General features: G+C 54.6%; 23 protein-coding genes and 1 tRNA gene. 12 read left to right on the top strand and 12 right to left on the bottom strand.

Annotation, left to right across the window (positions count from 1 at the left end; translation table 11 throughout):
- Positions 1 to 2 precede the first annotated feature (2 nt).
- On the top strand, positions 3 to 1,223 hold the full coding sequence (locus tag ACMGGP_RS01315) for an McrC family protein (RefSeq protein WP_010671756.1): 1,221 nt from the start codon (positions 3 to 5) through the stop codon (positions 1,221 to 1,223).
- 241 nt (positions 1,224 to 1,464) lie between these two features.
- Here ACMGGP_RS01315 and ACMGGP_RS01310 read toward each other — a convergent pair.
- The 4 genes from ACMGGP_RS01310 to ACMGGP_RS01295 form a co-directional block, all read right to left on the bottom strand.
- Positions 1,465 to 1,549 (bottom strand) — tRNA-Leu (locus ACMGGP_RS01310).
- Between the two features lie 293 nt (positions 1,550 to 1,842).
- On the bottom strand, positions 1,843 to 2,889 hold the full coding sequence (locus tag ACMGGP_RS01305) for a DUF1176 domain-containing protein (RefSeq protein ID WP_498798061.1): 1,047 nt from the start codon (positions 2,887 to 2,889) through the stop codon (positions 1,843 to 1,845).
- Between the two features lie 134 nt (positions 2,890 to 3,023).
- Positions 3,024 to 3,410 (bottom strand): hypothetical protein, encoded by a 387-nt coding sequence (locus ACMGGP_RS01300; RefSeq protein WP_163763139.1) that lies wholly within the window; start codon positions 3,408 to 3,410, stop codon positions 3,024 to 3,026.
- Between the two features lie 29 nt (positions 3,411 to 3,439).
- Positions 3,440 to 3,901 carry a hypothetical protein gene (locus ACMGGP_RS01295; RefSeq protein ID WP_062759391.1) on the bottom strand — a complete coding sequence of 154 codons (462 nt, stop codon included), beginning with the start codon at positions 3,899 to 3,901 and terminating at the stop codon, positions 3,440 to 3,442.
- Positions 3,902 to 4,279: 378 nt separating this feature from the next.
- Here ACMGGP_RS01295 and ACMGGP_RS01290 point away from each other — a divergent pair, with 378 nt between their 5' ends.
- Together ACMGGP_RS01290 and ACMGGP_RS01285 are read left to right on the top strand one after the other, a co-directional pair.
- A complete protein-coding gene (locus ACMGGP_RS01290; protein ID WP_498798060.1) occupies positions 4,280 to 5,293 on the top strand; it encodes an HNH endonuclease family protein in 1,014 nt (337 codons plus the stop codon).
- Entirely contained in the window at positions 5,290 to 5,958 is a 669-nt protein-coding gene (locus ACMGGP_RS01285) for a class I SAM-dependent methyltransferase (protein WP_163763141.1), read from the top strand. The genes ACMGGP_RS01290 and ACMGGP_RS01285 overlap by 4 nt, the downstream gene beginning before the upstream one ends.
- 104 nt (positions 5,959 to 6,062) lie before the next feature.
- Here the strand turns inward: ACMGGP_RS01285 and ACMGGP_RS01280 are convergent, their stop codons facing one another.
- Both ACMGGP_RS01280 and ACMGGP_RS01275 read right to left on the bottom strand, forming a co-directional pair.
- Entirely contained in the window at positions 6,063 to 7,058 is a 996-nt protein-coding gene (locus ACMGGP_RS01280; RefSeq protein ID WP_163763142.1) for a YsnF/AvaK domain-containing protein, read from the bottom strand.
- 16 nt (positions 7,059 to 7,074) lie between these two features.
- A complete protein-coding gene (locus ACMGGP_RS01275; RefSeq protein ID WP_498798059.1) occupies positions 7,075 to 7,476 on the bottom strand; it encodes a DUF2382 domain-containing protein in 402 nt (133 codons plus the stop codon).
- Positions 7,477 to 8,020: 544 nt separating this feature from the next.
- On the opposite strand from ACMGGP_RS01275, the gene ACMGGP_RS01270 reads away from it, so the two are divergent.
- From ACMGGP_RS01270 to ACMGGP_RS01260, 3 genes are all read left to right on the top strand, one after another.
- Positions 8,021 to 8,530 carry a YjjA family protein gene (locus ACMGGP_RS01270; RefSeq protein WP_010251612.1) on the top strand — a complete coding sequence of 170 codons (510 nt, stop codon included), beginning with the start codon at positions 8,021 to 8,023 and terminating at the stop codon, positions 8,528 to 8,530.
- 131 nt (positions 8,531 to 8,661) lie between these two features.
- Positions 8,662 to 9,297 (top strand): hypothetical protein, encoded by a 636-nt coding sequence (locus ACMGGP_RS01265; RefSeq protein WP_010251615.1) that lies wholly within the window; start codon positions 8,662 to 8,664, stop codon positions 9,295 to 9,297.
- Positions 9,298 to 9,321: 24 nt separating this feature from the next.
- The gene (locus ACMGGP_RS01260; protein WP_010671772.1) at positions 9,322 to 9,990 is read left to right on the top strand and encodes a MarC family NAAT transporter; all 669 of its coding nucleotides are present in this window, start codon (positions 9,322 to 9,324) and stop codon (positions 9,988 to 9,990) included.
- Positions 9,991 to 10,033: 43 nt separating this feature from the next.
- Here ACMGGP_RS01260 and ACMGGP_RS01255 read toward each other — a convergent pair whose 3' ends face one another.
- From ACMGGP_RS01255 to ACMGGP_RS01245, 3 genes are read right to left on the bottom strand one after another with little or no spacing between them, the layout of a single operon-like run.
- On the bottom strand, positions 10,034 to 11,296 hold the full coding sequence (locus ACMGGP_RS01255; protein ID WP_498798058.1) for a c-type cytochrome: 1,263 nt from the start codon (positions 11,294 to 11,296) through the stop codon (positions 10,034 to 10,036).
- A gap of 4 nt (positions 11,297 to 11,300) precedes the next feature.
- A complete protein-coding gene (locus ACMGGP_RS01250) occupies positions 11,301 to 13,070 on the bottom strand; it encodes a GMC family oxidoreductase (RefSeq protein WP_010251625.1) in 1,770 nt (589 codons plus the stop codon).
- Positions 13,071 to 13,106: 36 nt separating this feature from the next.
- A complete protein-coding gene (locus tag ACMGGP_RS01245; RefSeq protein WP_010251628.1) occupies positions 13,107 to 13,835 on the bottom strand; it encodes a gluconate 2-dehydrogenase subunit 3 family protein in 729 nt (242 codons plus the stop codon).
- A 689-nt stretch (positions 13,836 to 14,524) separates the two neighbouring features.
- Here ACMGGP_RS01245 and ACMGGP_RS01240 point away from each other — a divergent pair.
- From ACMGGP_RS01240 to ACMGGP_RS01230, 3 genes are all read left to right on the top strand, one after another.
- On the top strand, positions 14,525 to 16,096 hold the full coding sequence (locus tag ACMGGP_RS01240) for an ABC transporter substrate-binding protein (protein WP_167423618.1): 1,572 nt from the start codon (positions 14,525 to 14,527) through the stop codon (positions 16,094 to 16,096).
- Positions 16,097 to 16,215: 119 nt separating this feature from the next.
- Positions 16,216 to 17,718: a helicase HerA-like C-terminal domain-containing protein gene (locus tag ACMGGP_RS01235; protein WP_498798057.1), complete on the top strand. Its 1,503-nt coding sequence runs from the start codon at positions 16,216 to 16,218 to the stop codon at positions 17,716 to 17,718.
- Positions 17,719 to 17,744: 26 nt separating this feature from the next.
- Entirely contained in the window at positions 17,745 to 19,025 is a 1,281-nt protein-coding gene (locus tag ACMGGP_RS01230; protein WP_033759683.1) for a DUF445 domain-containing protein, read from the top strand.
- Positions 19,026 to 19,034: 9 nt separating this feature from the next.
- Here ACMGGP_RS01230 and ACMGGP_RS01225 read toward each other — a convergent pair whose 3' ends face one another.
- Positions 19,035 to 19,943, bottom strand: coding sequence for a LysR family transcriptional regulator (locus ACMGGP_RS01225; protein ID WP_167423619.1), 909 nt, complete (start codon positions 19,941 to 19,943; stop codon positions 19,035 to 19,037).
- 101 nt (positions 19,944 to 20,044) lie between these two features.
- Here ACMGGP_RS01225 and ACMGGP_RS01220 point away from each other — a divergent pair, with 101 nt between their 5' ends.
- Positions 20,045 to 20,680 (top strand): NADPH-dependent F420 reductase, encoded by a 636-nt coding sequence (locus ACMGGP_RS01220; RefSeq protein ID WP_167423620.1) that lies wholly within the window; start codon positions 20,045 to 20,047, stop codon positions 20,678 to 20,680.
- A 148-nt stretch (positions 20,681 to 20,828) separates the two neighbouring features.
- On the opposite strand, the gene lptG is transcribed toward ACMGGP_RS01220, so the two are convergent.
- Positions 20,829 to 21,905 (bottom strand): LPS export ABC transporter permease LptG, encoded by a 1,077-nt coding sequence (gene lptG, locus ACMGGP_RS01215; RefSeq protein ID WP_010251648.1) that lies wholly within the window; start codon positions 21,903 to 21,905, stop codon positions 20,829 to 20,831.
- Positions 21,905 to 23,005, bottom strand: coding sequence for an LPS export ABC transporter permease LptF (gene lptF / locus ACMGGP_RS01210; protein ID WP_010671780.1), 1,101 nt, complete (start codon positions 23,003 to 23,005; stop codon positions 21,905 to 21,907). The genes lptG and lptF overlap by 1 nt, the downstream gene beginning before the upstream one ends.
- 268 nt (positions 23,006 to 23,273) lie before the next feature.
- Here lptF and pepA point away from each other — a divergent pair, with 268 nt between their 5' ends.
- Together pepA and ACMGGP_RS01200 are read left to right on the top strand one after the other, a co-directional pair.
- On the top strand, positions 23,274 to 24,785 hold the full coding sequence (gene pepA / locus ACMGGP_RS01205; protein ID WP_010251654.1) for a leucyl aminopeptidase: 1,512 nt from the start codon (positions 23,274 to 23,276) through the stop codon (positions 24,783 to 24,785).
- Positions 24,786 to 24,850: 65 nt separating this feature from the next.
- Positions 24,851 to 25,309, top strand: coding sequence for a DNA polymerase III subunit chi (locus ACMGGP_RS01200; protein WP_010251657.1), 459 nt, complete (start codon positions 24,851 to 24,853; stop codon positions 25,307 to 25,309).
- Positions 25,310 to 25,312 lie beyond the last annotated feature (3 nt).

Raw genomic sequence — 25,312 nt, 5'->3', positions numbered from 1 at the left:
CCGTGGCGGAAATATTGTCGGTTATTGAACATAGCTCGCTACCGATTATTGCAGAAAGAACCAATGCTCAGCGCGCGTTGGGCGTTCATCATGCCCGCTTGCTGGAAAAGCTGGCGCCAAATCTTCCTGCCGGCACCTTTAGGTGGGGCCATCAATCGGTTCGTTTTACACAATTTTGCGGCGTAATAAAGCTTGATGATTTAACACTCGAAATCCTGCCCAAGATACATGGTAAAGAAGAAAGGCCTGAATCATGCCGTACAGCATTAGTGCAGATGCTGCAAACCGCCCGAATCATACGTACACATAAAGGGGCACGGGCGGGTATCAATACTCAGCAACATAGCCTGCTGGATATATTTATCCAGCACTTTTGCCATGACTTGCATACGCAGATCCTCCAAGGAAAATTACGCAATTACACAGAACAGGAAGAAAACTTGTCAGTAATGCGCGGCCGCCTGGTTATCCCAAAACATGTCCGGCACAACTTAGTACATAAAGAACGTCTTTATTGTCGCTTCGACGAATTCAGCCAAGACATGCTGCTGAATCAGATACTCCGCTTTACCCTACGCCTGCTGCTTCCCTGGACACGCACCGGTAAAACCAAAAAGCAGCTATCCGAACTCTTAATGCATTTTGACGGCATTAGCGATGCCCCCATCACCTTGCAATCATTCAATCTACTTAAAATTGATCGCATTACCCAACGATTTCAGCCTGTACTTGAACAGTGCCGATTGTTTATTGCCGCGATCAAACCAGATGTACTAGCGGGCAGCACGCCGCTGTTTTCATTGCTGTTTGATATGAATCGTCTGTTTGAAGCATGGGTAGCAGAAGAGTTGAAGCCTTGGGCACACCAACAGGGCTGGCATCTTCGTACACAAGGGCCCCGAAAATATCTGGCATTGTGCGACAATGATTCCCCGCAATTTCAATTACGACCGGATATCGCACTGATTGATGACAACGGTGTTCCGCAGATGATAGCGGATACCAAGTGGAAATTACTGAATGAAGGGGACCGCAAACTAGGGGTTTCAAACAGTGATATGTATCAGCTTTATGCTTATGCAGGGCGCTATAAAGTACCACACTTGCAATTAATTTATCCAAAACAGGCAGGATTACTTCCCCACTATAATTTTACTCTTCAGGGAATTCATGCACCAATGCTGACAGTAAGAACTATTGCAATAGACGACATTAAAAGATGAAATGGGGATGATATAAATTAAATTTAATATTACTCAGAGCTAATGAAAAACAACCTTCACAAAATTTTTGTGTGGAGACCAACATTATCAAACTGAAATACATCTGCAAATTTACCAGCATCAGTAACTTAATTTGGATTGAATTAGATCATTCACATTGAGGAAAAAACGCCATCCTCTTGCGGGCATCGGATTTCAGACACAAAAAAAGCCGCCCATGAGCGACTTAAATTTGCATACTTGGTGCCGAAGGCCGGAATCGAACCGGCACGCCTCGCGGCGGTTGATTTTGAATCAACTGCGTCTACCGATTTCGCCACTTCGGCACTGAAGGGTATGCGGAAAACGTTGAGGATTATACCGTTACCCCCTGTTTCCGCAACCCTTATCCGCAGGCGCGTGTGCAACTGCTGAAAAAAACGTCTTTTGGGTTCTCAGTGACACTGCGTGACATCCTTGTCAGAAATTATTCACTCACCCTCGCCCGCTGCAAAGCAGCCGCCCTCCCTCGTATGTTTCACTGGCACACATTGACGATATCCAACCTATGCACAGTGAAGCTGATGTCCTCAAAGGTGATATCAGCAAACGCTCGATCCGGAGTGACTACACAAAATTTCTAACCCGAAACAGGCTTTACATCCGTTACCAGTGTCGGCAGATCCCAGGTGCCGCCCGCATGGATATAACGACACATGCCGGTCCCGCCGTCATAGCTTTTGCGGAAAGCCTGGCCGTCCCATACCCAGCTTTCCTGACTCATGCAGTCACCAATACCGCGACCTTTCTGCACATTGGTAATCTCGCCCTTGTCGTAATCCGACCCGGAGATGGTCACCAGCACCGGCGTGCCTTTGAGTTGGTTATCAATGACCCAGTAGCCATATCCTTCGTTATAAGCGGCACGCCAGCAGAGTGCTGAAAGCAAAGCGTGTGTGTCATCCAGTGGCGTAAGAGTGAGTCCGTCAGTTTCCGGATCGCTGTTTTCTGCAGGTGAATACAGGCTGTCGCACGTGTCATCGTCATTGTGATTGACCGTAGAAAGCAGGCGGGTTTTCAGCGCGTCGATTTCTGGTGCGGTCAGCAAACGGGGTTCGCCGCTGAGGGTTCTTGCCGCCTGAATAACCGGTGCGAGCACAGCCTTAGCCACGCTGCTCTCGGGCTTATTGCCCTTTTTGGTAAGCGCACCTGGCGTGCCGATACGGCCCTGTACGTCGTCCGCTTTCAGCAGCACGGCATAAGCGCCCTCGCCAGAAAGCTGGAATGGCTTTGTGCCGCCTTTAAATTCGACTTTACCGCTGCCTTTGACGGCACTGATTACCGCAGAGGTCTGGCTGGCCGAAAGCCGCCAGTTATCGTCAGCCGCCACCAGATCGCCTGCTGATTTCCCGTCGATCCACAGCGTCAGTTTTTCCGCCGGCGTGCTGTCATCTTCGGTATCACCCAGCGTAACTTCTCCCACTGTCTCCGTTCCAGCTCCAGCGCTACGGGTGAGCAGGATCGAGCCAGACGGATCCTCTTCTTTGGCATAACCTGCAATGCGGCAGGTCAGGGTGTTATCACAGACAACTTCCCAGTCTTTGTGCTCAAGCGTTTTTCCGCTCTGGGCGGCCTGAGCCGACAGGGATAATGCCGCCAGTACGAAAAGCATCGGTTTACAGTTCACTTTAGTCCCTCAGGTTGTATTTCTGATATCAGCACAGGTATCACTCTTTCACCATTGGTGTGAGGGAACCCAAAGCCATTGTTAATCGCCGCCAGGCTTTGAAAAAAGGCTACGCCCCGTCCTGGGCGATGCGCCTATCGGGTAACTCTCTCTTTTTTGTTAAGCGCTTCAACCAGTACGCTATGCAGCTGGCCGACAGAGAGATCGCAGATGACAGGCGCAGGAATACCGCGCAGTCGTCTGCAAAGATAAACAATGCCAAAAAAATCGATGCCTTCACTATGGAAAAGATATTCGTTTTCTTTCAGAAAGAACGCCTTCCTGAAACCACCTTCTTCTGCAGAAAAGCTCACGCCGAAAACTTTTTCGGCCTCCTCCAGCAATTCAACACCATCATCGCCGGTAATCCCCAGATCCTTTTCCAGCCAGGTATTTTCATCGATTATTTCACGTCTACATCCTGCAAAATCGCGGACAAAAGCGATAACGTCCGCCATTGAGGGTTCCATATCATTGCTCATGCTAAAGCGCTCCGCGCTATCCTGCCAATTTACAGTCGTCCTAAGGTCATTTCCTGCACCTCAGCCGCTGGATTGGCCTCTTTCACGGCGGCAAGAAAACCGGCAAAATCCCGATTGAAAAGGGTGTAGTTGTTCAGGACTCTGAACTCCCTTTCGGTTTTATAAGCTCCGGTAACGTAACGAACCAACCATACCCGGCGACTGCTGACTTCAGTTCCGGTAACTTTTATCCTGATAATATTTTCCAGCGGAACTTTGCAAAGCGTTTCGCCTTCACGCTGCTGATACAGGAAGTCGCTGTCATAGTAATAATCTTCCGTGTTCATGCCCAATTTTTTCAATATCGGAGTGTTAGCCGATATCTTTTTCATCTCTCCTGGAGAAGGAGGGAGCCCTTTTTTAAAGGGCAAAGGCTTGAAGCAATAGCAGATGAGCAAAATGAAGAAAGCTAACGACAGCAGTGAGAAAATAAAATAAACAAACTGATGCATTTAAATGACCCGACCTGTTCGGATAGCTCCTGATTATATCGAAGAAGATATGACGCCGTTATCCGTTTTTACCGCCCTGCCCGATCATCTTTCAGTGCAGTACGATCTGTCTGACGCGTACCAGCGACAGAAATTGCTGCGCACCTGCCCCACAACTGAATTGCCTGAATAAATCCTGCGATGGCCCAACGTTTTAGCCTGAGCATCCTCCCTCTACTTACCTCTCACGCTGATGTTGTCTTGATTGCCTTACAGCGCCTGTTCGCCCTTAGAAACGCTCCAAACGCCTCCCCACCTTTACGGTTTACATTTACCTGCATTTGTTATGTGATCCTGTTACATGAATTCCTCGAGCTGTCTCGCAAAACAGGATCCTGCATGCGCTTTTACCAGGCCGATCCCCGCCTTGAAAACTACTGGCGCGGCGTTATCCTTTTTGGCAAAAATGTCGCCTCTTATAAATTTGCTCTTGCCCATGCGCTTTATGACCTGAAGCAGCCGGACAACGATTTGATTACACTGGAAGCGCTGGCCGTGCCTTTTGTGCGGCATTTATGCGCCCACCTGCGTCATGCGCCAAAGCAGATCACCAGCAAAAGCAGCGAGTTTCTGGAGGTATGCAGACAATTCAACGCAGGCGAAATCAGCGAAGAGCAGTTAATTGCTATTACCGTTAAGCGCGGGTTAGCTAACGTCATCGATGCTTTTCATAATGTGAATCACGCCGAGATCGACAAACGCTTTTTCCTGGATGAACGGCGAAGCCATAAAGGCATCCGGCTTACGGAGAACTTTTATCAGCTGACGGAAAACGAACAGTTTGCCAGTCTGAAAGCGGAAACGGATGCCAGATGGCGGCTGGTAGAAGAAGCCTGGGCGATGAACGTTTCACGTAACCTGATTGCGGTTGATTATGACGATAATGACAAGATGCTTTTCAGCCGCCAGAGCGGTCGTCGCGTCACCATTACCAGCTGCCGCAGCAGCCTGAATGGCTACCAGAAAGGCCGGTGCTTTTATTGCTTCCGTGCCATTGGCGTGACGGGTGGCGAAGAGAACCTGGCGGATGTCGATCACTTTCTGCCGCTGATGCTCAGCGAGCAAATCGGCAACCTCAACGGCGTCTGGAATCTGGTGCTGGCCTGCCAGACCTGTAATCGCGGCGCCCAGGGTAAGTTTGCGCGTATCCCTTCGATAACACTTTTGCAGCGACTGCATGATCGAAACGAATACTTTATTAACAGCCATCTGCCATTGCGGGAGACGTTAATCCGCCAGACCGGCGCAACGCCGATGCTGCGGCACAGCTTCCTGCAAAACAGCTGGGATACGGCAAAATTTTCCCTGCTCCACGAGTGGCAGCCAGCGGCACAGGGAGACAGCCTGTTATGAGCAACGAAGATTATTACCGGCAGAACGCTCAGCGGTTTTTTACCGATACAGCAAGCGTGGATATGTCTGCGCTTTACCCGCCTTTTATTGACTGCCTGCCGCCGGGCGCTCGCATTCTTGATGCAGGCTGCGGTTCAGGTCGTGACGTTAAAGCCTTCAGCGAAAGGGGTTTTATCGTCGAAGCCTTTGATGCCTCGGCGGAGCTGGTTGCGCTGGCTCGCCAGTTATCCGGGAAGCCTGTAATGCAGATGCGCTTTCAGGATGTGGATGCGGTTGAAAGATATGATGGTATCTGGTGCTGCGCCTCGCTGCTGCATGTTTCCGAAGCTGAACTACCCGGCGTCATAACAAAACTGGCAATTGCGCTGAAGCCTGGCGGCGTAGGGTATCTCTCTTTTAAATATGGCCGCGGCGAACGGGAAAAGGATGGGCGCAGATTTATAGATATGGATGTGGCTGGGTTACAGAAACTGATAGATGGGGTTAATACACTTGGCGGTGAGATTCTGGCTACAAATAAGATAGGGGTAAAAAGAGAGGCAGGCTCTGAGGACACAGCGGTAAAGAAATTCGCTCTTGAAACAAAAAAAACCTGGCAGACCGGTGATGTACGAGCGGGACGTGGCGACGAAGTCTGGCTGAATGCGATTATCAGGAAAAAATAACGCAAAAGAGCCAACCTCTCGGTTGGCCCCTTCTTGCATCTTGCATGCTCAGCATCGGGCATCAGCGGTGCCCATTAGCGCCTGTTGTTGTCAGGATAAGCGCCTCAATGCGAGTGATCGTGCAGTTTGTTTCCGACCTTATCCTTCACTTCGCTGGCTTTCTCACTCACCTTCTCAGTCAGGCTCTCTTTGTGGTCACGGTTGTGTGCACCTGGTGACTGCGTGCCTGCTGCGGCGGTCGCAGGTCTTACCCCTGCGGTCGTACCCGGCAGTTCGCGCTCCAGACCACCTCGTGCATGGTCGATATCCACTTCCTGACGACGCACCGTGTCGTTAATGGTCTCGGTACGATCGCTGCCGTCGGTACGGACCACCACTTCTTCTTTCACGTGGGTCGTTTTGTTGATCACCGGCTGCTCATGCGTCTCAGCAACCTCGACGGTTTTCTCAGACCAGTCCACTTCACCAGCCAGCGCGGGTTCATTCACCGAACGGCGGAAGATGTCAGCGTGCTGCTCATGCAGCGAGATATCTTCAGATACGGTATCGGTCACGGTATAGCGGCGTACGCGGGTGGAACCTTCGCTCACCAGACGTTTACCTACTTCAACCTGCTCTTCGGCAAGACGCAGAATGTCAGCTTCGCTCTCATCACCGGTCAGTGAGGTGCGTCGCGGTTCAACCTGGCGGTCGTTGGTCTCACCAGCAAACTGCTTGCCTGCCGTTGTCGGATTGATGCCCGGCGCGGTGGTGCCATTCTCAACCGAGCTTTGCATACGTGACGGAACGTCCACCGAGTCATGAGAATGGAGAATGGTCATGGCGCGAGCCAGCTTCTCCTCCTCGGTGCGGATAGTCAGCACTACGCCGCCCTTGTCCATCGCTCTGGTGTAAACATCTGCCTGCTCTTTATCAACGGAGTGACCAAACAGACGCTGCCAGATGCTTGGATGGCGGATAGAGTGTCCTTCCTCCTGCAAACGTTCTCCACTGATAAGACTGATGTCCCGATCAGAAAAGCCTGCTTTCACGAGATTTCTTTTCGCGGCCTCTGCCTGAATTGCAGAATCGAACAGTGTTACGATTTTTTCATGTGCCATGATAGGTTCCTCTCTGTTAGCTAATTTGATCGTCATCTCTTTCAACTTTCACCTGCTGCTCACGTCGGGTCACCACTTCCTGAAAAGGAACATTCTCCTGCACTTTTCGGATGTGGATCTCCTCTTTAAGCACCAGCTTTCTGACGATTTGGATTTCTTCCTCTACTACCGGGACAATCAGTACACCGTTCTCTTCCCTGATTTCGGGCATCGTTTCAACGGGTTGCGCTTTCGCTACATGCTCAACCTCAACCTTCTCCCGGTTAAGCAGTGTACTGATGACCTCGTCATGCTCAGTTGTGAAACGGGTAACACGGACATGTCCATCCACAATCTTTTGCTTCGTCAGGGCTATTTGCTCTTCAGCGAGTTTAAGCGTGACCTCTGCATTATTATTGTGCTCTGGCCGTCCAGCCATAATATCACTCCCGTTAAATTAAATATCTGCCACAACTGCCTGACACAGTGATTAAGCATGAACACTCTGGCTGATTTCGCAAGCCGGAATAATAAAAAACTACGTTAACTCAATTTAATTACGGTACAAAAAACCGCATCAAAAAACAGCAACCCGGCTTAAATCACCGCTACGCTAAAAATAAAAAATAACTAAAATACATGAAGTTATATTAAGATGATTTCGCAGGTAAATATTAACAACCCAGACGCAAGCGCTTAGAAAACACGCTATAAGCAAAGCGGTGACTTTAATTTAAACCAGGACAATTCCTGATAAAAATCGTGAGGATATTAAATAATGTTTCCGCGGGATGTACTTATTACTGCCTTCAGTTAATCACTTCACAGAATAATAACACCCACAAGCATCTGAATATTTTATCGCTCTTATTACAGAAGATTCCCAAAGTGCTATTTAAGACGCTTTTTATAAAAGGAAGTCAGGAACTTTCTGCCCGTCAGCCTTTCTTAGGAAAACTGAATAAGCACATACCGAGGTTGAAATGAAGCAAGCACAACGCAGTGCGTGGGGATGGGGACTGGCGGCACTTCTGGTCGCAGGCAGTGCATCAGCGGCAAGCTGGCAGGATCAGCTGAGCAGTGCAGCGTCGCAGCTCAGCCAGCAGAACAACGGCAGCACCACCGGCACCACGCAGCAGAATGGCGGCATGTCGCTTTCTACCATTACCAGCATGCTGGGCGGCGGCGATAAAGCGGTCAGTGCCAACAGCATGACCAACGCCGCCGGTGTGATGCAGTACTGTGTCGAACATAACGTGGTGAAAAACAATGTGCAGTCGGTAAAAGATCAGGTGCTGAGCAAGCTCGGTCTTAACACCACCACCGCGCAGGAACAAAAAACCGATTACACCCAGGGCGTGGCCGGTCTGCTGAATACCGGTAATGGCCAGCAGTTGAATCTGCAAAGCCTGAGCAACTCACCAATGGGTGAGAAGCTGAAAACCAAAGCCTGTGACGTGGTGCTGAAGCAGGGCAAAAACTTTATCTCCTGATCTCCTTCCCTTCTCTCTCCCCTCTCTGCTCTGAGGGGAGCGTTAAACGCTCCACTGCTGTGATGCCTGACATTCCCTTAACCTGGGGTTGAGCGCTATAGTGTTGTTTTGATTTCTACAGGACAGCACGCATGAAAGGCATCAACATCGCACTTTACTTCGACCCCGATCAGATTCAGGCCTGCGTTCACGAACAGGACGACAGCTATGTCACCAAAAAATTCGAGTATGACGATGGCGTGATTGAAGAGATCTACCAGTGGCTGGAGCAGTACGAACCCAAACGTACCCACATCTGCGTGATTGAAAACGAAACCGCCGAGCTGCTGGCCGATGAGCTGGTCGATAGCGGCTTTCGCGTTCATCAGGTCACCATGCATCAGCTGCTGAGCTGGTTCGCCACCGAGCCGCCATCCACGCCAGACGGCACGCCAATGCGCGCCATGCTGCGCTTCCTGGAAGATGAACATCCGCGTGAATATGAGTCGCGCACGCCGCAGACCGAAGCGCTGATGGAGATGTTCGACGAGCTGGACGCGCTGGAGATGGTGGATGACGCCGACGACGAAGACGCGCTGCCAGGCGATCTGCTGCGCGCCATGAAGAAGCACAAAATCACCGCCAGCGCTGCGGCCCAGCGTCTGCTGCCGGACATCAATGAGCGTATCCGCGAGCATCTGATGCAGTATCCCGAACTGATGACGCCTGAAATCCTGCAGGACTTCTTCCCGGAACTGCTTGAGGCGCTGGAGCGTCCGAAGCACTAATCACCACGGAAAAGGCGATTTGTCATGCTGGAGTTAATTAAAGCAGTCAGCCTGGGGCTGGTGGTGATCCTGCCGCTCGCCAATCCACTCACTACCGTGGCGCTGTTCCTGGGGCTGGCGGGTGAGATGAATTTCCAGGAGCGCAACCGACAGGCGCGCCAGGCTTCAATCTATGTCTTCGCCATCATGATGGTGGCGTGGTATGCGGGCAGCGCGGTGCTGAATACCTTCGGCATCTCCATTCCTGGCCTGCGCATGGCGGGCGGCCTGATCGTTGCTTTTATCGGTTTTCGGATGCTGTTCCCGGCTAAACCTGCCGGCCATTCTGTCGAAGCAAAGCAGAAACTGGATGAGCTGGATGAAGCCAAAGAGCCAGTGAATATCGCATTTGTGCCGCTGGCGATGCCAAGCACGGCCGGGCCAGGTACCATTGCGATGATCATCTCCTCTGCCTCGACGGTAAGAAGCGGCGTCGACTTTCCGGCCTGGGTCATCACCGTCGCGCCAGTGCTGATCTTCCTGCTGGTAAGTCTGATCCTGTGGATTTCACTGCGCAGTTCGGGTGCCATCATGAAGCTGGTGGGTAAAAGCGGCATTGAGGCGATATCGCGCCTGATGGGATTTTTACTGGTCTGTATGGGCGTGCAGTTTATCATTAACGGCGTGCTGGAAGTGGTGCGCACCTTTCACTAATCCGGGATTTCCCCTCTCCGAACGGGCAGAGGGGAAAGCTCGATTACTTCAGCGTTTTTCGCACTTCAGCAACCTGATCTTTGCTCACCGCTGACGCGGTGTTGCTCCAGCCCTGGCGAATAAAGGTCGCCAGCTGCGCCACCTCTTCATCACTCAGACGCTGACCAAAGCCTGGCATCGCCAGTTTCGACGGGGCCTTCGCGGTGGAAGGCTGCTGTGCGCCGGCCAGGATGGTGTGGATCAGACCGGTTGGATCCTTGGCATTGACGATCGTCGCCTGATCCAGCTCCGGGAAGATCCCTGGCGCGCCTTTGCCGGTCACGAAGTGACAGGCACCGCAGTTATCCAGATAAAGACGCTCGCCTTCGCTCAGGTTCTTCGCGGCAGTGAGTTTCGCTTCCGTTGCCTGCTGCGCCTGCACGTTGTACGCCTGCAATGGCGGGTTGCCGCCCAGGAACTTCAGGTAGGCCGCGATGGCTTTCAGATCGGCGTCGGTCATGTGTGAGCTGCTGTGCTCAATCACCGAGGTCATCTCGCCGCCCACCGCCGCTTTATCGTTACGGCCGGTCTGCAGGTAGTCCACCACTTCCTGCTCGCTCCAGCGCGGCAGGCCACGCAGTGACGGCACATCCCAGTTGTTCAGGCTGCCGCCTGCCAGGAATTTATCGTCACCGCTATCCAGCGCTTTCTCGTTCATGCCCAGACCGCGCGGCGTATGGCAGCTGCCGCAGTGGCCCAGACTCTCCACGATATAGGCACCGCGGTTGACCTCTGCTGACGCACCACCGATCGGCTGGAAAGGCTTATCCGAGGCGAACGCCCAGTTCCAGAAACGCATGCCCCAGCGCTGGCTGAACGGGAAGCTCAGATCGGTTTCCGGCGGCTGTTCTGCGCTTGGCTGCACGCCTTTCATGAAGTAGACGTAAAGCGCGTGGATGTCGGCATCACTGATTTTGGCGTAATCAGGATAAGGCATCGCCGGATAGAGATGCGAACCGTCCGGTAATACCCCTTTGCGCACCGCGTCAGAGAACTGCTGCTCGCTGTAGTTGCCAATACCGTGCTGCTTATCGGGCGTGATGTTGGTGGAGAAGATGGTGCCAAGGTTCGACTCAATCGCCAGCCCGCCTGAATAGTCAGGCTTGCCAGGCAGTGAGTGGCAGGCCATGCAGTCGGCCAGCCGCGAGAGATATTCGCCCTGCTTAATCAGTTGCGCTTCATCTTCGGCGTGAACCGGCAGCGCAAATCCGCTGGCTAACAGCACCGCGTTGGCAAAGATAAAAGATTTCAGTTTCAGCTTATTCATGCGCTTATGCCTGTACCAGTGGGCCGGGATTTTTCAGATACTGATCTTTGATCGCCTGTGCCGCCATCAGGGTGATCGCACCGATGGTATCGGTCGGGTTCGCCTGGAAGTTCTGCGGGAAAGCGTTGCCGCCCGGCACAAAGACGTTATGCACGTCCCAGCTCTGCAGATACTTGTTCAGCGCCGAGGTTTTCGGGTTATCGCCCATTACGGCACCGCCCACGTTGTGGGTAGAGACATATTTGGTCAGATCGAAATCCGCACCCATTGGCAGGAAGCTCATGCTCATGCTGTCAGGGTTCAGCTCTTTCGCGATATTGCCGACGATGCCTTTCAGGTGCTGCTGCAGCTTCAGCTCATTCTCTTTCCAGTTGAAGGTCATGCGCAGCAGTGGCAGGCCACGGTGATCGTTGTAGTTCGGATCGAGATCCAGATAGATATCGCGGTAAGACTGACAGGTGGTGGTGATGCTGATCTTCATCGAATGACCGTACCACTCCTCCAGACCTTCCTTGTATCCCATGCCCCAGGTCGGCGTGCCTTTTGGCAGCGCGGTGCTGATCGGCGTACCGGTCGCCTGTGAGCTGTGGATCTTCGCGCCGCCGAGGAAGCCGAGGGATGGGCCGTCGAAGTTGCCTGGCGAGATATCGTTAAACATCTGGCCGGTCGCGCCCGCCGTAGCGTACGGATTGAAGTTTTTATCTTTAAAGAACAGCGTCGCGCCGCCGTTGGACAGGAACGCGTAGTTACGCCCTACCACACCCTCTTCGGTAATCGGGTTGTAAGGCTTGCCGATGCCGGAGAGCAGCATCAGACGCACGTTGTAGAGCTGGAAGCTGCTCAGCACCACGATTTTCGCTGGCTGGAAGCACTCATTGCCCTGTGCATCGATGTAGATCACGCCTTTCGCGGTTTTCTTATCATCGTTCAGCACGACCTTGATCACTTCCGCATTCACTTCATAGGAGAAGTTCGGCATACGCTTCAGTGAATCCATTACGGCGGTCTGCGGCGACGCTTTGGAGTAGTTCAGGCAGGGATATTTACTGCAGTAGCCGCAGTAGTTGCACGGCGCGATCTGGTTGCCGTACGGGTTTTTCCACGCACGCGACACACAGGCCGACGGGTTCGGGAACGGATGGTAACCGAGTTTGGTCGCCACCTCTTTGAACATCACATTGTTCAGCGTGTCATCCAGCGCAGGCAGCGGATAAGGCTCAGAACGCGGGCCTTCAAACGGATCGCCGCCTTCCAGAATTTTGCCGCGCAGGTTGCCGGTGTTGCCCGACTGGCCGCAAATCAGTTCGAATTTGTAGTAGTAGGGTTCGATCTCTTCCCAGCTGAACGGGAAGTCCATCACCCGCATATCATCCTGCAGAATGCCCGGCTTGTAAGCCTCATCGACATAGGTCTTCAGTTTGATATCGGTTGGTGTCGGACGGATCAGTACCGCCGTCCAGTGCAGGCCGGAACCGCCTACGCCGGTGCCCGGTGCAAATGCACCCCATTTACGGGTTGGCAATGCCGTCTGGCTGCTGTTGTAGCGCACGGTGACCGCCACTTCGGCGGGGGTGGCAAATACTTTATTGCGCACCGCATAGGCGTATTCATCCGCCGGTTTCGGGTAGGCGAACTCGTCATAATCGCGATCGCCGCCGCGCTCAAGGGCGCGTACGTCCAGACCTGCCAGTGCCAGCTCGATGCTCATCAGCGAGCCTGCCCAGCCGAGGCCGCAGACCACGACGTCGACTTCTTTTTTAGTAACCTGTGCCATGATAATCCTGTTTCAAATACCTGATGTGGACGCGCCCTACGCGCGTTCGCCCTTCACACTGACCGGACCCAGCGGATAAGGAACGTTGTGCTGTTTCACCCATTCGGTGAAGCTGGCACGCGCGCCGGGGAAGCCGATGGCTATCCAGGCTTTCATGCCTTTATTACCGCCGTACATCGGGTCAGCAAGGTAGCCATGCTTGGTATCGGAAAGCAGCTGGCTGAAGAAATGCGCAGGCTTAAGATCGGCTTCGCCCAGTGCGGCAAAGTCGATCTCGTTTTTGTTTACCTGGGTCAGCACCGCATCTTTCTCTTCCAGCGTCAGTGCATGAAACGCTTTCTGATGGGTGTTCTGCGACCACTGATTAATCAGCCGGATACCGGTCTGATACATCTGCTGTGGGCGGAACGGGATCTGGTAACCCATGGTTGCGGGCGCCTGCGTATTGAACGGCCCCTGCATGTAGATTTCGCTGCCAAACGCTTCGCTGTGCAGCTGCTGATCGATAAAGATCGGCACGTTAGTTTCCAGCGCGCCCGGCGCTTTGCCTTTGCCGCCTGCCGGAATCAAACGGTCAGTGGCAGCCAGGATAAACTGCCACTCATCGGCACTAAAAAAGATCGGTTTGTAATCGGCTAACTCCGGTGCGGCCATCTCTGCCGCCTGTGCCGCAGTAATGCCTTTGAAGACCAGTTCACTTAATGGCAACGCCAGCAGTGAACCGAGCAAAAATTTACGCCTGGTGGTGGGTTTTTCTAAAAGCATATCCGCACGACTCTCATCTGCTAAATACCCGCTTTATTTGTTATGAAGCTGAAAGGCTGAGTGCAGGCGGAAAATTCCCCGCAGAGATCAACGCACGCGGCACAGACGACGGCAGAACAGACAAGGGCAGGTAGAATTATGGTTCGGTGACTAACGGAACTTATCGGTTAATAACCTGGCAATCTTAGGGATATAAATATGTCTGGATGTAAAAATTGAATTTAAGATGTGTCTTAGTAAAAGTTTATCATGGTGTTGCGAAAGGGTTGCGGAGAGGTAAAAGATTTACAGCGCGGGAATCGGGGGTAAAACCGCATAAACATCGGGTATTTAACTCTTTTAACGCAGGAATGAGGGTTATTATTTTCGCTCTGTCATCATCACGCCAGATAACCGATAAAAAAATATCATACTTCCATACAAGAGAATGATTCTCACCGTTAACACTATAGTGACTTTGATAGTCATACAATCAGACTGTGCGCAATTTGTGATCGGCTGAGTAAAACCGGCTTTATTCCGCCCGCTGTAAAATGACAATAAAATAATTACTGACCGTCATTATCTTATTTTGTCTCTTTGCCTGAATGACTACGCTAATAATTGTGCAAAGCTCATAAGAAACCCGCATTTGGAGATTATCCGGCGCCCGATAGAGTAGAGCTATCAACGACTCAGGATAACCCTCCATGCGAAAAACACTCTTGTACCTGTTTACGGCTCTGGCACTGGTTCACCCGGCACACGCCGCCACGCCTGGCGACACGCTGGTAATTGCCGTTCCGCTTGATGGCATCATCAGTTTCGACCCGGCGGAAAGTTTTGAGACCGTCAGCAACAGTAGCCTGCGCAATATCTACCAGACGCTGCTGGAGCCGGATCATCAGAATCCGCAGCAGCTCTCGCCGCTGGCTGCCACGCGCTGGCAGGCAGGCAAAACGCCTCATAGCCTGGTGTTTGATCTTAATCCGCAGGCCCGCTTCGCCAGTGGTCATCCCGTGACCGCACAGGATGTGGTCTTCTCATTAACCCGTGCAGTAAAACTCAATAAAGCGCCCTCTTTTATTCTGGGTGAATTTGGCTGGACGCCAGAAAACATCGATCAGCAGTTCACGGTAATTAATGACCACCAGCTTGAACTGCGCTGGCCAGCGGAGATCGGCAGCGATCTGGCGCTGCGCCTGCTGACCGCGCCAGTCTCCTCCATCGTCGACAGCAAACTGGCGCAGCAGCACGCCAGCAACAACGATTACGGCAATAGCTGGCTGAAGGTGCACTCCGCCGGCAGCGCCGCCTATGCCATCAAACAGTTTGTCCCGCTGCAGGCGCTGGTGCTGGAAGCCAATCCCAACAGCATCCGGAAGCCGCATCTGAAGCGGGTATTGCTGAAAGGTGTGGCCGATCCGGGCAGCCGCCGTCTGCTGATCCAGCAGGGCGATGTGGATGTCGCCTATCAGCTCGGCCCGGATCAGATTACCGCGCTGAAGAACACCGCCAATGTGCGTATTGATGCCTTCCCGTCAAGCCTGGTTTATTACATCGGCTTTAATACCCAAAGCCCGCAGCAACCGGCGCTGGGGAATCCGGCGTTGTGGCAGGCGGCGCGCTGGCTGGTTGACTATGACAGCCTGGCGAACCAGCTGCTGAAAGGTCAGTACCGCATTCATCAGAGCTTCCTGCCGGACGGCTTCGATGGTGCGCTGAACACGACACCATTCCATTACGATCTGAAAAAGGCGCAGGCGATACTGCAAAAAGGTGGCATCAAACCTGGCACCCATATCGCGCTGACGGTGGTGAACCAGCCGCCTTACATTGATGTGGCGCAGGCACTGCAGGCCAGCTTTGCCAAAGCGGATGTGCAGCTTGATATCCAGCCGGTGGCGGAATCGGAGCTGTGGAGCAAAATGCGCAGCCGGGACTTCCAGGCCATCTTTACTTACTGGGGCGCGGACTACATCGATCCCAATACCAATGCCAGCACCTTTGCCTATAACGTGCCGGGCGGCGGCAAAACCCTGGCGTGGCGCGTCGGCTGGACGATTCCGGAGCTGAGTGCACAGACCCGCGCCGCCGCCGGAGAGAGCGATGCGGTGAAACGTCGCAACCTCTACACCGGGCTGCAAACCCGCATCCAGCAGGATTCGCCGTTTGTCATGCTGTTACAGGGCGCAACCCAGGTCGCGGTGCGCAGCAACCTCAGTCATCTGCAGCAGGGCATCGGCGTCAGCCTGCTCAATTTTGAAGAGGTTCAGAAGTAAACCACTGTTGCTGGCCGCTGCTCCCCGGGCAGCGGCCTTTTTTTGGTGAATAGTTCTCCTCCTGTGCCGCTCCGGCTTGCTATCCTTCAGGCATAACCCAATGCCTGAGAGTGGAAATCATGACTTCCCCGCTACTGATTGCCCGTACGCCAGACGTCGAACTTCATCTGTTGCCGCAAATGGCCAACCGCCACGGCCTGATCACCGGCGCGACCGGCACCGGTAAAACCGTTACGCTGCAGAAACTGGCTGAATCGTTCTCCGCCAGCGGCGTACCGGTCTTTATGGCTGACGTTAAAGGCGATTTGACCGGCGTGGCGATGGCTGGGCAGTCCAGCGAAAAACTGCAGGAGAGGCTGGCGAAAATCGGCGTCACCGACTGGCAGCCGCAGAGCAATCCGGTGGTGCTGTGGGATATCTTCGGCGAGAAAGGCCATCCGGTTCGCGCTACCGTCTCCGATCTCGGGCCGCTGCTGCTGGCGCGGCTGCTGAACCTGAATGAGGTGCAGAGCGGCGTATTGCAGATTATTTTCCGCATCGCCGATGACCAGGGTTTGCTGCTGCTGGACTTCAAAGATCTGCGCGCCATGACCCAGTACATCGGTGACAACGCCAAAAGCTTCCAGACCCACTACGGCAACATCAACAGCGCCTCGGTCGGCGCCATCCAGCGCGGGTTACTGACGCTGGAGCAACAGGGCGCGGAGCACTTCTTTGGTGAACCGATGCTCGATATCGCCGACTGGATGCGCGTCGACAGCAACGGCAAAGGCGTCATCAACACCCTCTCTGCTGAGAAGCTCTATCAGATGCCGAAACTCTACGCCACCAGCCTGCTGTGGCTGCTGTCGGAGCTTTACGAGCACCTGCCGGAAGCGGGCGATCTCGATCAGCCAAAGCTGGTGTTCTTCTTTGATGAGGCGCACCTGCTGTTTACCGACGCGCCGCCGGTGCTGCTGGAGAAAATAGAACAGGTCATGCGGCTGATCCGCTCCAAAGGGGTCGGCGTCTGGTTCGTCACCCAGAACCCGGCAGATATTCCCGATCGGGTGCTGGGTCAGCTCGGCAACCGCGTCCAGCACGCCCTGCGCGCCTTCACCCCTAAAGATCAGAAAGCGGTAAAAACCGCCGCCGATACCCTGCGCGCCAATCCGGCGTTTGACAGCGTCGAGGCGATTCAGGCACTGGGCACCGGCGAAGCGCTGATCTCCTTCCTGGATGCTAAAGGCAGTCCGTCGGTGGTGGAGCTCGCCATGGTCATTGCACCCGGCTCACGTATGGGTCCGGTCACAGGCGATGAACGCAACGGCCTGATCAACCATTCACCGCTCTATGGCAAATATGACAGCGAAGTTGATCGCGAATCGGCATTTGAGAAGCTGCAAAAAGGGTTTCAGGCCGCCAGCGATCAGGCCAGCGCGCCCCCGGCGAAAGGCGACGATGTCGCGGTAGACAATGGCATTCTCGGCGGGCTGAAAGAGATCCTGTTTGGCCGTACCGGCCCGCGCGGCGGCAAGCACGATGGCGTGGTGCAGACCATGGCGAAAAGCGCCACGCGCCAGATTACCAATCAGATCATCCGTGGCGTACTCGGCAGCCTGCTGGGTGGTCGTCGCCGATGAAACCGGCTCTCTGCTAAGATCAGGATATGGATAAACAACACGAACTGAAACGGACGAAACGTCTGGCGCTGCTGCTGTTACTGCTGGCTGCAATTACCTTTATCGTTACGCTTTTTCTGCCGCCCGGCTTCTGGGTCAGCGGCGTAAAAGCGATTGCGGAAGCTGCGATGGTCGGCGCGCTGGCGGACTGGTTCGCGGTGGTCGCACTGTTCCGGCGCGTGCCGGTGCCCTTTATCTCGCGTCATACCGCCATCATTCCGCGCAACAAAGATCGTATCGGTGAAAACCTCGGTCGCTTTGTGCAGGAGAAGTTTCTTGATACCGACTCGCTGCTGAATCTGATTCGCCGTCACGATCCTTCCAACCTGCTGGCGCAATGGCTGAATGCGCCGGGCAATGCTGACCGCATTGGCCGCCATCTGCTGCAGGTGATGCGCGGCTTCCTTGATCTGACCGATGACACCCGGATCCAGAATTTCATGCGCCGCGCAGTACATCGCGCCATCGACAAGGTCGATCTCAGCCAGACCAGCGCCCTGCTGCTGGAGAGCCTGACGAAAAACAACCGTCATCAGGCGCTGCTGGACGCGGCAATCGAACAGCTGCTGAAGCTGCTGCATAAGCCGAGTACCCGCGAGTTTATTGCCATGCAGCTGGTGCGCTGGCTGAAACGCGAGCATCCGATCAAAGCCAAAATGTTGCCGACCGAATGGCTGGGCGAGCACAGCGCCGAGCTGGTGGCAAACGCGGTCGATTCACTGCTGGATGATGTGGCGCTGGATCAGGGCCATGAGCTACGCCTCGGGTTCAATCGGGCGGTCGACAAGCTGATCGTTAAACTGCAGAACGACCCGGAGATGGCTGAACGTGCCGAGGAGATCAAAGGCTGGCTGAAAGAAGATGCCTCGTTTAACCGCTACATCGGCGAGCTGTGGAATGATATGCGCAACTGGCTCAAAGCGGATCTCAGCAGCGATGACTCACGGGTGCAGGAGAAAGTGCGCGGTGCAGCCTTATGGCTGGGCGAAACCCTGGCGGCCGACCCGGCATTGCGTGACTCGATGAATCAGCATCTGGAACAGGCCGCACGCAGCGTTGCACCAGAGTTTGCTGGCTTCCTGACGCGTCACATCAGCGACACCGTGAAGAGCTGGGATGCACGCGACATGTCGCAGCAGATCGAACTTAATATCGGCAAAGACCTGCAGTTTATCCGCATCAACGGCACGCTGGTTGGCGGCACCATCGGGCTGATCCTCTACCTGTTGTCGCAGCTGCCCCAGTTACTCCCGCTGCTGAGCCGATAACCGCCTGGTTTAGCCGGATGTGGTTGGATAGAGGCCAAACTCGGCAATAATGGCGCTAACAAAGCTGCGGATTTTCACCGTCTGGCGGCGGCCCGCCGGGATCAGCACATGCATGGGGCGTGCTGGCCCGGCATAATCGGGCAGCACCTGGACCAGCCGCCCCTGTCTGATCTCTTCAGAGAGAATGGAGGCCGGCCCCAGGGTAATGCCATAACCCTCCAGCGCCGCATGCAGGAGCGCTTTCCAGTCATTCGATCGCATGCGCCCCTGCGGATGTACCTCTTCAACCTTACCGGCCTGGCTGAACACCCAGCGGCAGGGTTTTGATGGCGACCAGATGCCATAAACGAGACAGGCGTGGTTCACCAGCTCTGCTGGCGTGGCGGGAACACCGTGCCGCGCCAGATAGGCTGGCGACGCGCAGGCTATCAGCCGGTAGGGCTGCAGTGGATGGGCGATGATCGAACTGTCCGCCAGCGCACCAATCCGGATCACCACCTCATAACCCTCTTCAAACGGATCGACCAGCCGATCGCTGAGTTCAAGATCGACCTGCGTTTCCGGAAACCGGTCAAGATAGCGGGTCACAAACGGCGCCAGGCTAAAAGAACCAAACGTGACCGGGGCGCTGACCTTCAGCGTACCGGACGGCCGCTGCTGCATATCCAGCGCGATCGCATCCGCTTCCTGCACCTCTGCCAGCACGATTTTGCAGCGTTCGAAATAGTTGCGGCCCACATCCGTCAGACTTTGTCGTCGGGTGGTGCGATGCAGAAGTAGCGTACCGAGATGCTTCTCCAGCATGGCGATATGCTTCGCCACCATCTGCGGTGAGATTTGCAAATGCCCGGCGGCGGCGGCAAACGAGCCCGATTCCGCGACGGTAACAAACACGTTCATGCTGGTAAGCCGATCCATGATTCCCTCCTGTTGGTTGTTTATATTGCGTCTGTTTGTCGATTTATTCACCTCCTGTTTTTAATTAAGGTCAGTGCGTGAAACTCATCAAGGAGAAACGTATGAAAATAGGCATTATTGGCGCAGGCTTTGTTGGCCGGGCGATTGCAAAACTGGCGATTCAGGCAGGACATCAGGTGATGCTCAGCAACTCGCGCGATCCACGAACGCTGTTCAGCCTGAAACCGATGATTGGCTGTGAAACCGGCACCGCCACCGAGGCCGCAGAGTTCGGCGACGTGGTGGTGATTGCCGTGCCGCTCACGGCAACGGAACAACTTCCGGCCACAGAATTGCGGGGAAAAATCGTGCTTGATGCAGTCAATTACTATCCCGACCGCGATGGCGAAATTGAAGAGCTGCTTAATGGCCGCATCAGCACCAGTGAACGGCTTGCCCGCCTGCTTCCTGACAGCCGCGTCACCAAGGCATTCAATGCCATCCGCATGACCGATCTTGAAACTCAGGGCCTGCCGCCGGGCGATGCTAACCGGCAGGCGTTACCGCTGGCGGGAGATGATAGCGAAGGGAAAGCGACCGCCACGGCATTATATGAAGCCTTTGGATTTGATGCGGTAGATGCGGGCTCGTTAGCGGAAGGCTGGCGTTTCGAGCGTGCGACGCCCGCCTATTGTGTAGCCCTGAACAGAGAGCAACTTATCAGGACACTGAAAGAGACGACCCGGCACTCCGCATAAACAGGGCATCAGCGCAGAATAAAGCCGCTGAAACCGCATCTTCCAGACGGAGACCAAACGTAAAGCGATGGAAGCCTGCCCTGAGCCTTCACTTTAAAAACAAAAAAGGCCGCTTGCGCGGCCTTTTCTTTTACTGCATTCATTGCGCTTAGCGCCGCTTAATCAACATAAACATACTGATAGCGAAGAACGCAAAACTCGGCAGAATCGCCCCCAGAATCGGCGGCAGACCGTAAACCAGACTCAGCGGACCGAAAATCTGGTCCAGCACGTAGAACAGGAAGCCAAAGCTGATACCGGTTACGACACGCACACCCATCGACACGCTACGTAGCGGTCCGAAGATAAACGACAGCGCCATCAGCATCATCACCGCCACCGACAGCGGCTGGAAAATTTTGCTCCACATATTCAGCTGATAACGTCCCGATTCCTGACCGCTCTGCTTCAGATATTTGCTGTAGCTATGCAGACCGCGAATCGATAACGCGTCAGGATCCAGCGCAACCACACCCAGCTTGTCCGGCGTCAGATTGGTTTTCCACTCGCCACTCAGGCTCTGTGAACCGGTAATCTGCTTCGGATCGGTGAGGTTAGACTCATCAACCTGCGACAGTATCCAGCGCTTCTTAGCCGCATCCCAGGTCGCCGTCGCCGCGTAACGCACACTCTGCAGACGACGCTGATCGTTAAAACTGTAGATGCTCACGCCATCAATTTCGTTGTCGCCTTTAATGCGCTCGATAAAGATAAAGCTATTGCCATCTTTCGCCCACAGACCGTTCTGGGTTGAGACCAGCGCACCACCGTAAAGCTGCTGCGCCCGGTAATTACGCGCCATCTGCTCGCCCGATGGCGCAACAAACTCGCCAATCGCCATGGTCAGCAACACCAGCGGAATCGCTGTTTTCATCACTGACAGCGCAACCTGCATGCGGGTAAAGCCCGCCGCCTGCATCACCACCAGTTCACTGCGCTGCGCCAGCGCGCCCAGTCCCAGCAGCGCGCCCAACAGGGCCGCCATCGGGAAAAAGATCTCAATATCTTTGGGAACGCTCAGCAGGGTGTAGTAACCGGCGCTCAGCGCGTTGTAGCTGCCCTGGCCGGTCTTGCGCAGCTGATCGACGAACTTGATGATGCCGGAAAGCGACACCAGCATGAACAGCGTCAGCATAATGGTATTGAAAATGGTTTTACCGATATAGCGGTCAAGTACGCGAAACATCAGACCGACCCTCCGCGGGTAAAGCGGGCGCGAATCCGACGCATCGGCACCGTATCCCACAGGTTAAGGAGCACCGCCAGCACCAGATAGCTGATATTCACCACCCACATCCAGAGCGCCGGATCGAGCCGCCCTTTCGCGCCGCTCGACTTCAGCGAGCTCTGCAACAGGAAGAAAATCAGATAGAGCATCATGGCGGGCAGCATCGACAGCACGCGCCCCTGACGTGGGTTCACCACGCTGAGCGGCACCACCATCAGCGCCATCACCAGCACCGCAAACACCAGCGTCAGACGCCAGTGCAGCTCGGCCTGAAACTCAGGTGTCTTATTCGCGAACAGGTCAGTCAGACTCGCCTGTTCTGCATCGTTAGGATCGAGCGTTGCCGCTTTATAACCCACAATGGCCTGATAATTGGTGAAGTCGGTGATACGGAAATCACGCAGCAGAGCGGTGCCCTCAAAACGGGTGCCTTTATCCAGCGTCACCACCTGCGAGCCATCTTTATGCTGCTCCATGTGACCGCTGTCAGCCAGCACCACCGACGGTCGCGCGTTACCCTTTGGCCGTAACTGCGCCAGGAACACGTTACCAAAGTTGTTGCCCTTCACATCCTCGACAAACAGCACGGCGCTGCCGTCGCTGGAGGTCTGGAACTGCCCGGCGGCCATTGCTGCCGCACCCGGGTTCGCTTTGGCGTTCTGCGTCACCTCATCCTGATAGCGGGATGACCATGGTCCCAGCCAGATGACGTTCACGGCCGCCACGATCGAGGTAAACAGCATCAGCACCATCGCCGCTTTCACCAGGACGGCCTTACTCAGGCCGCAGGCGTGCATCACGGTAATTTCACTTTCCGTGTAGAGCCGCCCCAGCGTCATCAGGATCGCCAGAAACAGACTTAAGGGCAGTATAAGTTGTGCCATTTGAGGCACACCGAGTCCTAACAAGGTCAGAACGAGGTTTGTCGGCACTTCGCCATCCACCGCGGCACCCAGGATCCTGACTAACTTCTGACAAAAGAAGATGAGTAGCAGGATAAACAGGATAGCCAGCTGGCTTTTGAGCGTTTCCCGAACCAGATATCTAATGATGATCACGCTTAGTACGCCTGTGAAAACTTGTCTTTTTGCAGGAAAATCGCTAGTTTCAACGCTTATCAGCCATTTTTCTTCATCAATGGCCGTCGCCGTAGCTAAATTTGTATGAAAAACGCGTCCGGGTGGTGAAAAAACAACATCTTGTCACCCTGATTCATTATGACCTCCAGCAGCAGAATGTCATGCTGCGACGATGAATAAATGGGTCATGAGCGCGCTACATTCTAGCGGCAGCAGCGGCCGTTGTCTTTAAGATTCAGGAGAGTGCATGGAGTTCAGTGTAAAAAGCGGAAGCCCGGAAAAACAGCGCAGTGCCTGCATTGTCGTTGGCGTTTTCGAACCGCGTCGTCTGTCACCGATTGCCGAGCAGCTGGATAAAATCAGCGACGGCTACATCAGCGCCCTGCTGCGCCGCGGCGAGCTGGAAGGAAAAGTGGGCCAGACACTGCTGCTGCATCATGTGCCAAATATCCTGTCCGAGCGTATTCTGCTGATTGGCTGCGGTAAAGAGCGTGAGCTGGATGAACGCCAGTACAAGCAGGTCATTCAGAAAACCATTAACACGCTCAACGACACCGGCTCAATGGAAGCGGTCTGCTTCCTGACCGAACTGCATGTCAAAGGCCGCAACACCTACTGGAAAGTGCGTCAGGCAGTAGAGACCTCCAAAGAGGCGCTCTACAACTTTGACCAGCTGAAAAGTAACAAAGCGGAGCCACGTCGTCCGCTGCGCAAGCTGGTCTTTAACGTGCCGACCCGCCGTGAACTGACCAGCGGCGAACGGGCGATCCAGCATGGATTAGCAGTCGCGGCCGGTATGAAAGCGGCTAAAGATCTCGGCAACATGCCACCTAATATCTGTAACGCCGCCTATCTGGCGTCACAGGCGCGTCAGCTGGCGGATGCCTTCAGCAAAAATGTCACCACCCGCGTCATTGGCGAACAGCAGATGAAAGAGCTGGGCATGAACGCCTATCTCGCTGTCGGGGCCGGATCGCAAAACGAATCGCTGATGTCGGTAATTGAGTACAAAGGCAATCCGGATGCGGAAGCGCGTCCGATTGTGCTGGTGGGTAAAGGGCTGACCTTTGACTCCGGCGGCATCTCCATCAAGCCTGCCGACAGCATGGACGAAATGAAGTATGACATGTGCGGCGCGGCTGCCGTCTATGGCGTGATGCGTATGGTGGCAGAGCTGAATCTGCCGCTGAACGTGGTTGGCGTGCTGGCGGGCTGTGAAAACATGCCGGATGGCCGGTCGATGCGTCCGGGCGACGTGCTGACCACCATGTCTGGCCAGACGGTTGAGGTGCTGAACACCGATGCCGAAGGCCGCCTGGTCCTGTGCGATGCGCTGACCTATGTTGAACGTTTCGATCCGGAAGTGGTGATTGACGTGGCGACGCTGACCGGTGCCTGCGTGATTGCGCTGGGTCATCACATCAGCGGCCTGCTGTCGAACCACAATCCGCTGGCGCATGAGCTGATCAGCGCCTCAGAGCAGTCAGGCGATCGCGCCTGGCGTCTGCCGATGGCGGATGAGTTCCAGGAGCAGCTGGAGTCCAACTTTGCCGATATGGCGAACATTGGTGGCCGTCCCGGCGGCGCGATTACCGCCGCCTGCTTCCTTGCACGCTTTGCCCGCAAATATAACTGGGCACACCTGGATATCGCCGGTACCGCCTGGCGCTCCGGCAAGGCCAAAGGCGCCACCGGACGTCCGGTGCCGATGCTGTCGCAATTTCTGTTGAATCGGGCAGGATTGAACGGCGACGATTAAGCGCCCTCTTTTCTGACAGCAAGGGCGGATATCATTCCGCCCTTGATCTTCTGATGAGCAAACCGATGAAAAACGCAACCTTCTACGTGCTGGAAACCGATGCAACGAGCGATGGCCTTAGCGCCGTTGAAGCGCTGGTGTGCAATCTGGCGGAAACACGCTGGCGGGCCGGAAAGCGGGTGTTGATCGCCTGCGAAGATGAACAGCAAGCCATTCGTCTCGACGAAGCGCTGTGGCAACGACCGGCAAACGCCTTCGTGCCGCATAACCTGGCGGGTGAAGGCCCGCGCTACGGTGCGCCGGTTGAGCTGGCCTGGCCACAGCGTCGCGGCAGTTCACCGCGCGACCTGCTGATTAGCCTGCTGCCCCACTTCGCAGATTTTGCTACTGCTTTCCATGAAGTGATAGACTTCGTTCCTTACGAAGACACGCTCAAACAACTGGCGCGCGACCGCTATAAAGCGTATCGCAGCGTTGGATTCCAATTGAATACGGCAGCGCCACCACAGCCGCAAACGACATAGCAG

This window comes from Curtobacterium sp. BNK-1 (genome assembly GCF_048685235.1).
Lineage (GTDB): Bacteria > Pseudomonadota > Gammaproteobacteria > Enterobacterales > Enterobacteriaceae > Pantoea > Pantoea agglomerans.
Note: the sequence above shows the minus strand (reverse complement) of the source record. Positions and strands in the feature narration are given on the sequence as shown.